The following is a 10594-nucleotide window of genomic DNA, read 5'->3' on the forward strand; positions in this document are numbered from 1 at the left end:
GCCATGGTCTCAATCTGTTGCGTGGCTTCGGTGCTTAGCTGAGGGCGCCGCGGATCGGGTCGGCTAGGTCCACACGCTCCCAGGAGAAGCCGCCGTCGTTCTCGGGCGTCCGTCCGAAATGGCCATAGGCGGCCGTGCGTTCGTAGATCGGGCGGCTGAGCCCCAGATGTTCGCGGATGCCGCGCGGGCTCAAGTCCATTACGTCGCGCAACGCGTTCTCAAGCTTTTCCTCGTCGACTTTGCCGGTCCCGTGCAGGTCGGCATAGATCGACAGAGGCTGCGAAACGCCAATGGCATAGGCCAGCTGCAAGGTGCACTTGTCGGCAAGCCCCGCGGCAACGACGTTTTTGGCGAGGAAACGGGAAGCATAGGCCGCCGAGCGGTCGACCTTGGTCGGATCCTTGCCCGAGAATGCGCCGCCGCCATGAGGCGCTGCGCCACCATATGTATCGACGATGATTTTACGGCCGGTTAGTCCGGCGTCGCCGTCTGGGCCGCCAATGACGAAACGGCCCGTCGGGTTCACATAGAACTTGGTCTTGGCGTCGGCCCAGCCCTTGGGCAGAACCTCGTCCACGATGCCACGGACGATGTCTTCAATCTGCGCGGAGGTCGCCTTTTCGTCGTGCTGGGTCGAGACCACCACGGAATCGGCCCGGACCGGCACGCCGTTCTCATAGACCAGAGTCACTTGGCTCTTGGCGTCGGGGCCAAGCTCCGGCGTGCGGCCCGCGTGACGGGCTTTGGCCATCTCGTGCAGGATGCGATGGGAATAGAAGATCGGCGCGGGCATAAGCGCGTCCGTTTCGCGGCAGGCATAGCCGAACATGATGCCCTGGTCGCCGGCGCCTTCGTCCTTGTCCTTGTCCGCATCGGCATCCACGCCCATGGCGATATCGACGGACTGCTCATGCAGGAGGTTTTCGAACGAGGCAAGTTCCCAATGGAAGCCTTCCTGCTCGTAGCCGATTTCCCGCACCGCGCGCCGCGCTGCGGCCTCAATGGCGTCCCGGGTCACGCTTTCGGGCCCCCGGACTTCGCCTGCAAGGACGATATGATTGGTTGTGACGAGCGTTTCGCAGGCAACGCGCGCCAAAGGATCCGCGTCCAGGTAAAGATCCACCACAGCATCGGAAATACGGTCGCAAACCTTGTCCGGATGGCCTTCCGATACAGATTCACTCGTAAAGAGGTAGTTTCCTCGAGACACGTGCGTTTCCCTTCGTATGAGACCGTTAGCCCTCGGGCCAACGTGAGGAGCCGGTTCTGACAACGGCGCGAGCGGAGGTCAAGCCCCTTGCTTGAACGCGGGCCCGGGAAATGACTTCGGCAGCTACTTGGCCTTTGCCAACTCGCTCAGCGCGCGGACGAGATCGACGACGCTCTTGCGAACCTTCGCATCGGCAATTTTGGTGAAGCTGCGATTGAGCTCAAGCCCTTCGCGCGTATTCAGAAATTCCAGGATAAAGGCCTCCGACTCGGGCTCGGCCATACCGGGCGTCGCCGATTGCCCCTCGATCCCAGGCGCTTCCTCGAAGAAGAACCCCACGGGCACGTCTAGGATATTGGAAATATGATAAAGACGGCTGGCGCCGATACGGTTGGCGCCTTTCTCGTACTTCTGCACCTGCTGGAACGTCAAACCGATGCTGTTGCCCAGGCGTTCCTGGCTCATGCCGAGAAGCATGCGCCGGAGACGGACGCGGCTGCCGACATGGGCATCGATCGGGTTGGGTTTCTTCCCTGCCATTGTCTTTCTCAAAAGGGGGCTGGTCGCGATGAAGGAGCGCAGACACTACATAGAGCAAAATGTCCCAGCGCCGTCAGATTCATAGGTTGACCGAGGTTAGCCAGTCAAGATCGGAGGCTTGATCCGCATGCGGCAAACCAGCCACCCTAAGAGAGCCGTCCCGAGGGCCAGAAGTTCAATCCAGAACCCCCAAAGGGCGTACACGGTAGTAGGATCGGACGCAGGCATCTCCGCGTCTACAAACTCCTTCGCATCGAGTGGGATCTCGGCGAGGATTCGTCCCCGAGGATCCACAACCGCGGAGATGCCCGTGTTGGCCACCCGAACCAACGGTAGGCCGAGTTCCACCGCACGCACGCGGGCTTGATGAAAGTGTTGGTAGGGGCCCGCGCTAGACCCGAACCACGCATCGTTCGTCACGTTCAAAATCCAGCCGGGCCGCGCGTCGGTGTTTCGCGATCCCGAAGGGGGTCTGACTTCCTGGGGAAAGATGATTTCATAACAGATTAATGGCAAAGCCGGCGGGGCACCGGGAACATTCAGCAGGCGCGGACCCGTCCCCTTGCTGAAACCGCCGCGCACGCCCGTCATTTGCATGACGCCGAGATTTTCGAGGAAGTCTTGGTACGGAAGAAATTCCCCAAACGGCACGAGGTGGATCTTGTCGTAGACGGCAACAACCTGACCCGCGCTATTCACCGTCAGGAGGCTATTATACGCATTCCGGTCGAGAAGGATGCCGCGTTCGTTGCGCTGCTCGGTCCAGCGTGCGCTGCCCAGCAGCAGCACCGTGTTCGCCGGCAACATCGCGCCGATCGCGGCGAGTGCGTCGGGCGCCTTGTCGAGGGAGAACGGCAGGGCCGTTTCCGGCCAGACAACAATGTTGATCGCCTTGAGCCCCGGCTGCCGTGTCATGTCCAGGTACGTATCGAATATCCGTGTCGCATTCTCGGGATGCCATTTGTCCACCTGGTCGATATTGGCCTGCACCAGACGAACGCGCAGTTGCGCAGATGTGTCTCCCCTGCCGGCAAGGCGCCCTTCGCCCCAAAGGAATGACGTCCCGAGTAGCGCCAACATGAGACCGGTAACAAGGAGAGCGCCTCGGCTGCGCGCGCCGGTGCCGTTCCAGATCGCAGCGGGGGCCGCGAAGGCCGCAATCGCGAAGATTGTCAGGGCATAGATGCCAAAAAGCGCTGCGAGCTGCATTAGGGGCAAGTTGGCGAGAAGCCCGTAGCCGATCAGGTTCCAGGGCAATCCGGTGAGAATGTGCCCGCGCGCCAATTCCGAGAGCCCCAGCCCAAGCGCCAAGGCGAAGATGCGCGCCGGGCCCGGACGCCAAAGAGCCATGGCGATTGTGCAGCCCACCGCAAAAAACAGGGCCATGCCGCCGGGCAGCGCCGTCATGACCAGCGGGATCAGCCAACCGTGGCGCCCGGGCTCGACGAGGAACGCCTCGGCGATCCAATACAATCCTGTCAGGAAGAAGCCGAAGCCGAACCAGAGGCCGGTCAGGGCCCCACAAAAAAGGCGTGCAGATGGCGTTGTGCGGGAGCGATAGCAGCCGTCAAGGAGCCAGACGAGTCCGCCAAAACTCACGAACAGGATGGGCCAGATGTGGAAGGGCGCGAAGGCCAGCACTGAGATTGCCCCAAGAAGAACCCCGGCAACCGCGCGTTTTGCGCCGGTCAGTCCGGCGGTCCAGGCCGCGAGCGATGCGGGGGCCGCCATCGCGCGCGTCAAGACGCGCTTCGCGTCGTGCTGTTCTTACCCGTGGTCTCCTCTCGCTCTTTAGGCAAATGGATGCGCAAGCGCTTAATCCGGCGCGGGTCGGCATCCAGCACCTCAAACTCGATGCCGCTGGGGTGACCCACCAATTCACCACGGGCGGGGATCCGGCCGCCGAGCGTAAACACCACACCGCCGAGCGTGTCGATATCTTCTTCCTGCTCCTGGGTAACGAGATTGACGCCGAGATAGTCCTCGAGCTCTTCGATGGGCAGCCTTGCGTCGGCGACGAGTCCAAGCGCCGGATCTTTCTCCAGCATGGGCTCGTCTTCCACGTCATGTTCGTCGGCAATTTCGCCGACGACTTCCTCCACCAGGTCTTCAATCGAGACGAGGCCGTCCGTGCCGCCATACTCGTCGACCACGAGCGCCAGATGAAGCTGCGCGGTCTGCATCTTGAGCAGCAGATCGAGCACGGACATGGAAGGCGGCACATAGATCAATTCGCGCGCGATCTCGATCGAGCCGACCAAGCGCGTAAGGTCGACCTTGCCGAGGTTGATGCTGCTCTCGTCGCTGCCGTTCGCTTCCTCGGTGATCCACGACATGAGATCGCGGATATGGATCATGCCGCGCGGGTCGTCGAGCGTTTCCTGATAGACCGGCACTCGGCTGTGTTCGGACTTGCGGAACACGCGCAGGAGATCCTCGATACTCACACTATCGTCCACGGCGACGATATCCGCGCGCGGAACCATGACGTCTTCCACGGTCAGCGTGCCGAAGCGTAAGATGCGCAACATCATGCTGCGTTCCTGCGGGCTCAGCGCATCACTCTTGCTCGTGATCAGCGCACTTTCGATCAAAGTGCGCAGGTCAGGCCCATCGCTCAGCCCGAAGGTCTGCAACAGCCGCTCGAACCATGTCGAGTCGTCTTCGGACGGCTGTACCGGGTCAATTTCGGTTTCGCGCTCTGGCGCGGGGTTGCTCATTATAAGATCTCCACGAGGCCCGCTTTGCCGTCCGACGCGGGATCGTCGGGCGCCGCGTAAGGATCGGAAATGCTCAGCGAGGCGAGGGCCTGTCGTTCCAAATCTTCCATCTGCTCTGCATCCGTATCGCCCTGATGATTAAGGCCGAGCAAGTGGAGGGCCCCATGCACTACGAGGTGAGACAGGTGGTCAGACAGCAGAATGGCCTTTTCGGCCGCCTCTGCTTCTGTCGTCTCGAACGCGATCACGATGTCCCCAAGCGGCATGCACCCGCCATGGACGGTGTTCGCGTCGGCAGTCTCCGCATCGTAGGGAACATCTCCCGCCGGGAACGAAAGCACGTTGGTCGGCTGGTCCTTGCCGCGCCATTTCCGGTTGAGGTCTGAGATCTCCGCATCGCCGGTAAGAACGATGGTCATCTCATAGAGCCCATCCTTGAGCGGCGGCGCCACGCCAAGCGCGGCACGGGCCGCAAGCTCTACCATAGGATCGCTAATGTTGCTGGCGTTCCACGCCTCGCTATGGCGCAGGATTTCAATGTCCAGCATGGGCGCTAGAACAGGTTGCTCGCCGCCCGGTCTAGGACCATCCTCGCTCATGAGGTTTCCCCAGAGTCTGGAGCATCGGCTTTCGGCTCCGCCGGAGGTTTCGCGCCGGGCCGATCCAAGTTGCCGGCGGCATCGTAGGCCTCGACAATGCGGCCGACGAGCTCACGCCGCACCACATCGGCATTGGCGAACGCGATATGGCCGATCTCGTCGATCCCGCGCAGAATCTCGATGGCTTGGAAAAGCCCCGAATCCTGACCCTTGGGAAGGTCGACCTGGCTCGGATCGCCGGTCACGATCATCTTGCTGCCGTCGCCGAGGCGCGTGAGAAACATCTTCAGCTGAACCGCCGTGCAGTTTTGCGCTTCGTCGAGAATGACTATGGCGTTGGAAAGCGTACGTCCGCGCATGAAAGCGAGCGGGGCGATTTCGATCATGCCTGTCTCGAGCCCACGTTCGACTCGTTCGGAACCAAGTGTGTCGTACAGGGCATCATAAAGCGGGCGCAAATAAGGATCGACCTTTTCGCGCATGTCGCCGGGCAGGAAGCCCAGGCGCTCGCCCGCTTCCACTGCGGGGCGCGACAGGATCAAGCGGTCGCAAAGGCCACCCTCGAGCGCCGCCGCGGCGAACGCTACGGCGAGATAGGTCTTGCCCGTGCCCGCGGGGCCAGTGGCGAAGACGAGGTCGTCGTTCTGCAGGCATTCGAGATAGGCGCTCTGCGCGGGCGTGCGGGCGGTGATGACGCGCTTCCGGGTTTTGATCTGCTGCGCGTTCCGGCCGGGCGCGCCCGCCTCGGCTACACCGGAAGCAGCGGTATGACGGACCGCGCCCGCCACGTCGCCAACACCGATAGTCTCGCCATGGGAGAGCCGGTTGTAGAGATGTTCGAGAATGACCTTGGCGGCGGCGCAAGCCTCGTCCGTGCCCCGCAATGCCACCGCGTTGCCGTTGACCACGGCCTCGATTCCAAGCCGCTCCTCGAGCACAGCAAGGTTCGCGTCGTAATGGCCAAGGAGATCTCGCACAAGGCCGATATCGTCAAAATAGACGACCAGGGGATCTTCCCCCCCGTTTGTTTGCGCCGTATCCAGGCGCTTTGCCGTTGCTACTCGCCCGCGCGTCAAAAGTGCTTTCCGAAGACTGCGTTGCAACTCAAACGGCTGCTTGAATAGGCTCGCGCCATTCAAATCCCGCGTTCATGACACCGGTAAGACTGTTCGGCCCCGCAGCCGAGATGTCAACCTCGGCGATGTAACCTATCAACGTTTCCGGTCCTTCTACGTAGACCGCCTGGAGATAGGGAGAACGCCCGGCGATCTGGTTCGGTTTCCGCCCCTTGCCCTCGAACAGTACCGGAATCCGGCGGCCGACTGTCGCATGATCGAAGCTGCGGCGGCTCTCATCGAGCTGTGCTTGGAGAATCGCGAGCCGTTCTTTTTTGAGGGCCTCTGGGACTTGCCCGTCCAGCGCGGCGCCGGGTGTGCCCGGCCTTGCGCTGTACTTAAACGAATAGGCTTGGGCGAAGCCGACACGCTTGGCCACATCGAGCGTGGCCTGAAAATCGGCGTCCGTCTCTCCAGGAAAACCCACAATGATGTCCGTCGAGAGCGCGATATCGGGCCGGGCAGTGCGGATCCGCTCGACCAGGCGCTCATACTCTTCGGCCGTATGTTTGCGGTTCATGGCCGCAAGGATGTGGTCCGAACCCGCCTGATAGGGCAGATGCAGATAGGGCATCAGCTTTGCCTCATCCCCGAACAGGCCGATGAGATCGTCGTCCATATCCCGCGGATGGCTTGTAGTGAAGCGCATGCGGGCGATGTCGGGAATCTCCGCGAGCCGGCGCAGAAGCCGCGCTAGCGGCCAGGTCGCACCATCCTCGCCGTCGCCGTGATAGGCGTTGACGTTCTGCCCGAGCAGCGTCACCTCGCGCACGCCGGCCCCGGCAAGGCGTTCCACCTCGGCGACGATTGCGTGCGCAGGCCGCGAGTATTCGGCGCCGCGCGTATAGGGCACGACGCAGAACGTACAGAATTTGTCGCAACCTTCCTGCACGGTCACGAAGGCGGACGCTTGGCGTTTGCCGGTTGCGCGTTTGGGCAGCGCGGTGAATTTGTCGTCGGCCGGGAACTCGGTCTCCACCGAGCGTTCACCTGACTCGGCCTTGGCGACGAGGTCGGACAGCCGGTGCAGGCTTTGCGGGCCGACCACGATATCCACCACGGGCGCGCGGGCGATGATCTCCTCGCCTTCCGCCTGCGCTACGCATCCGGCCACCACCACCATGGTGTCCCGCCCCTGTGCCGTGCGGGCCTGTTTGTTCTTACGTACGCGGCCGAGTTGCGAGTAGACCTTTTCGGCAGCCTTCTCGCGGATGTGGCAGGTATTGAGGATCACGAGATCCGCACCGTCCATCGCCTCGGTTGTTTCGTAACCGGCAGGCGCGAGCGCTTCAGCCATGCGCTCGGAATCGTACGCATTCATCTGGCAGCCGAACGTCTTGATGTGGAGCTTTCTGCGGCTCTGGGGCATGCGCTGTTGTGGGCAAACCCCCCAAGTTCGTCAAGAGGTTCAGGCGCCGAGCGTGAACGGAGCAATTATGGCTGCAGCCGGACGGTGACGCTGTCCGCCGCGCCCAGCGCATCGGTCACGGTCAGCCGGACGAAGCCGGGACCTACGGGTGCGAAGAATACCGTTCCGGCGCCCCGCACCGATTGGAGCGGCATACCATCGACCAGGATGTTGAGCGGGGCCGTGCCGCCGGCGATCTTGATGGCAATGGGATCGATGGCTGCTCCGCTGGACTGAAGCGCGACCGCTGCGTCATTGGGCGGGAACAAGATGCGCACGTCCGGTGTGCCTGTCGCCGCCGCTGTATAGCGTCCGGCGAAGTGGCGGAGCGGCGGCGGTAACTGCGCGGTCCGGGCGGTCAGAACACCTTCGGGCGCAGGAGCCAGGGGCTTTGGCTGTCCCGTCAGCCGCGCGAACACGTCGAACAGGATCGGCGCCGCGGCAGTGCGGCCCAACAGGCCGGGAATGGGCGCGCCGTCCGGGCGTCCGGTCCAGACCCCAACGGTGTACTTGCCGTCGAAGCCCACGGCCCAGGCATCGCGATAGCCGTAGCTCGTCCCGGTCTTAAAGGCGATCCGGCCGCCAAGCGCGTTGGGCGGCGGCGGGGCGCCGCGCAGGACATCGCCCACATACCAGGCCGCGACTGGTTCCATCAGCCGCCGCGCGGGACGACGCGGATCGGCTTCCTGCTCGTAGAACGGCGCGACCGTCCCCTGCCGCGCAAGGCCCGCATAGAGCGCGGTAAGATCGACCAGGCGAATACCGATCCCGCCGAGGCCGAGGGCGAGACCCGCCGTCTCGTGGGCAGGCAGTTTCAGCCGTACGCCCGCTTCGCCGAGTCGCGCCAGCAGGCGGCTGGGGCCGACGGCGTCCAGCAGCGAAACGGCCGGCACGTTGAGTGACAATTGCAGCGCCCGGCGCACCGTGACGGTCCCTTGAAAGGTCTGGTCGAAATTTTCCGGCGCGTAGTCGCCGAAACGGATGGGCCGGTCATCGATTAGGGATTGCGGATGAACCAGGCCGTCTTCGAAACCGATCCCGTAAATGAAGGGCTTCAATGTCGAGCCGGGAGAGCGCACGGCACGCGTCAGGTCCACCTGGCCAGCACGATCCACATCGAAATAGTCGGGTGTTCCGACGCGCGCGAGAATCCGGCCCGTCTCATGTTCCACTACGACAATTGCCGCGGACATCACATCGCCAAGCGCCGCCGCGCGGTCGCGGGCCAACCGTTCTAGCCGGCGTTGCAGCCGCGCCCGGATCGTCAGCTTAATGATCGATTGATCGGAGAATGCCGCATTGGCGTCGTCCGCGGCGTGCGGGGCAACCAGCGGCATGGGTTTGCGCTCGCTCGGCACGAGTTCGGCCTTGGCCGCCTCGAGTTCCTGGGCGCTGAAGATCCCGTTGCCGGAGATGCGATCGAGGACGCGATTTCTTGCCGCGCGGGCACGTTCGGGGTGGCGGTCGGGGCGACGATACTCGGGCGATTGGGGCAGGGCGACCAGAAGCGCCGTTTCGCCGAGGGTAAGCCGCCGCGGTTCCTTGCCGAAATAGGCGAAGGAGGCGGCTCGGATGCCTTCCAGGTTTCCGCCATAGGGCGCCAGGGTGAGATAGAGCGAAAGGATATCGTCCTTGCTCAGCGCCCGCTCAAGCTGAACTGCGCGCACCATCTGCCGGTACTTCGCATAAAGGGACCGCTTGCGGCGCGGCTCCAGAAGGCGTGCGACCTGCATGGATATCGTCGAGCCGCCTGAGACGATTTCGCCCCGCGTCAGGAGCTGGTACGCGGCTCGCATCATGGCGACCGGGTCGACGCCGGAGTGGTCGTAAAAACGCTTGTCTTCGTAGGCGAGCAGGGCGTCGAGGAAGCGCGGGTCTACATCTGTCCGCGATGCCGGCAGGCGCCAGCGCCCGTCAGGCGCGAGGTAGGCGCGCAGGAGATGGCCGTCGCCGCCGAGCACGGTCTTGGAATAGCTCAGGCTCTTGCCGAGCGGCGCCGCCCCGAAGGTATCGGCGAGACCCACCAGCGCCCCCGCGACGATGGCCACGCACCACAACAGGCCGATCGCCGCATAGGTCAGGCGGCGGCGCGGTTCGCGTCTGTCTCGCCTTGCCATTAGCGCGCCGATACTGTGACCGCGCCCGTCGCCGTACGCCCGAAGCGGTCGGGGCGGTACATATCTTCGACGTTCGCCTGTGGGAGTACATAGGTTCCCGGCGAGACCGCACGCACGATATAGGCGACGCGGTAGACCACGGGGCTCTTTGCGTTGCGGTCGAAGGCAGCCACAAAGCGATCGTCGCGGAACGCCGTGTGGACCGGGCGCGCCGCGTTGGTGATCCAGGTTAGCCCGCCGGTGTCCGCCGAGGAGACCAGCTTCGGATTGTCGATCTCGAACCCGGCCGGCACATGGTCCGTCAGCGCCACGCGTGCGAATTGAGGCTTCGCTTCCGTCACGCTAAGCAGAACGACATAACGTTCGTTTTGCTTGGCCTCGGTAATGTCGACTGTTCGACCGTCCAGCGTGTGGAACGTGCGCTCCAGGACAAAGCCGCTCTCGGCTGCTGGCTCCGGCGAGGTTGGCGCGCCGGACACGGAGATCACCGCATCGACGGGCATGTCGCCGCGATTGGTCACCGAGACAGGGACGATGCCCAAATCCTCTTCGCTGAATTGCCGATAGAGCGGGCCGCTCTGCGGCACGGGCGCGGCGCTTCCCTTCGTAACTTCAAGCTTGACCCCCTGATTGCCGAGCGCGCGCGCGGCGAGGATCAGCCAGGCGTCTTCCTGGGTCGATGTGTGAATCACTTTGTCGCGTGCAACGCCGATTTGCTGCGTGGCGCTGACAAGGATCGGCTCGGCCGCCCTGCCTTCCGCCGCCAGGGTCACCACCGTGGCGGCGTCGCGTAAGCGCGATCCGAAGTCGACGCGGCCGTTCTTCGTCACTGTCTCGTTCGGGAGCGCGTTGGCGGCGACCTGGAACGCCTTCTCCGCGCGCACC

The 10594-nt window shown here is 63.5% G+C and carries 8 protein-coding genes and 1 pseudogene; all 9 read right to left on the minus strand.

What is annotated here, in order from left to right:
* Nucleotides 1-34 precede the first annotated feature (34 nt).
* Nucleotides 35-1210 (minus strand): methionine adenosyltransferase, encoded by a 1176-nt coding sequence (gene metK, locus WBQ77_RS07010; protein WP_424045124.1) that lies wholly within the window; start codon nt 1208-1210, stop codon nt 35-37.
* Nucleotides 1211-1333: 123 nt separating this feature from the next.
* Complete coding sequence (locus tag WBQ77_RS07015) at nt 1334-1750, minus strand: helix-turn-helix domain-containing protein (protein ID WP_424045122.1); 417 nt, start codon at nt 1748-1750, stop codon at nt 1334-1336.
* A gap of 96 nt (nt 1751-1846) precedes the next feature.
* Complete coding sequence (lnt, locus tag WBQ77_RS07020; protein ID WP_424045120.1) at nt 1847-3481, minus strand: apolipoprotein N-acyltransferase; 1635 nt, start codon at nt 3479-3481, stop codon at nt 1847-1849.
* A gap of 8 nt (nt 3482-3489) precedes the next feature.
* Nucleotides 3490-4470, minus strand: coding sequence for a hemolysin family protein (locus WBQ77_RS07025; RefSeq protein WP_424059526.1), 981 nt, complete (start codon nt 4468-4470; stop codon nt 3490-3492).
* Nucleotides 4470-5069 (minus strand): rRNA maturation RNase YbeY, encoded by a 600-nt coding sequence (gene ybeY / locus WBQ77_RS07030; protein ID WP_424059528.1) that lies wholly within the window; start codon nt 5067-5069, stop codon nt 4470-4472. The genes WBQ77_RS07025 and ybeY overlap by 1 nt, the downstream gene beginning before the upstream one ends.
* Complete coding sequence (locus WBQ77_RS07035) at nt 5066-6112, minus strand: PhoH family protein (RefSeq protein ID WP_424045168.1); 1047 nt, start codon at nt 6110-6112, stop codon at nt 5066-5068. The genes ybeY and WBQ77_RS07035 overlap by 4 nt, the downstream gene beginning before the upstream one ends.
* A 61-nt stretch (nt 6113-6173) precedes the next feature.
* Entirely contained in the window at nt 6174-7553 is a 1380-nt protein-coding gene (gene miaB, locus WBQ77_RS07040; protein ID WP_424059530.1) for a tRNA (N6-isopentenyl adenosine(37)-C2)-methylthiotransferase MiaB, read from the minus strand.
* A gap of 65 nt (nt 7554-7618) precedes the next feature.
* Nucleotides 7619-9709, minus strand: a complete 2091-nt coding sequence (pbpC, locus tag WBQ77_RS07045; protein ID WP_424059532.1) for a penicillin-binding protein 1C — start codon at nt 9707-9709, stop codon at nt 7619-7621.
* Nucleotides 9709-10594, minus strand: a pseudogene (locus tag WBQ77_RS07050) (alpha-2-macroglobulin family protein); the annotation flags it as partial. The pseudogene WBQ77_RS07050 and the gene pbpC, both read right to left, overlap by 1 nt.

Origin of the sequence: Methyloceanibacter sp. (genome assembly GCF_049590335.1) — a bacterium.
Lineage (GTDB): Bacteria > Pseudomonadota > Alphaproteobacteria > Rhizobiales > Methyloligellaceae > Methyloceanibacter.

What these genes read in the sequence shown, in the direction of transcription:
- miaB (WP_424059530.1), bottom strand. Translation starts at nt 7,553, where the DNA reads ATGCCCCAGAGCCGCAGAAAGCTCCACATCAAGACGTTCGGCTGCCAG.
- WBQ77_RS07015 (WP_424045122.1), bottom strand. Translation starts at nt 1,750, where the DNA reads ATGGCAGGGAAGAAACCCAACCCGATCGATGCCCATGTCGGCAGCCGC.
- lnt (WP_424045120.1), bottom strand. Translation starts at nt 3,481, where the DNA reads ATGGCGGCCCCCGCATCGCTCGCGGCCTGGACCGCCGGACTGACCGGC.
- WBQ77_RS07025 (WP_424059526.1), bottom strand. Translation starts at nt 4,470, where the DNA reads ATGAGCAACCCCGCGCCAGAGCGCGAAACCGAAATTGACCCGGTACAG.
- ybeY (WP_424059528.1), bottom strand. Translation starts at nt 5,069, where the DNA reads ATGAGCGAGGATGGTCCTAGACCGGGCGGCGAGCAACCTGTTCTAGCG.
- pbpC (WP_424059532.1), bottom strand. Translation starts at nt 9,709, where the DNA reads ATGGCAAGGCGAGACAGACGCGAACCGCGCCGCCGCCTGACCTATGCG.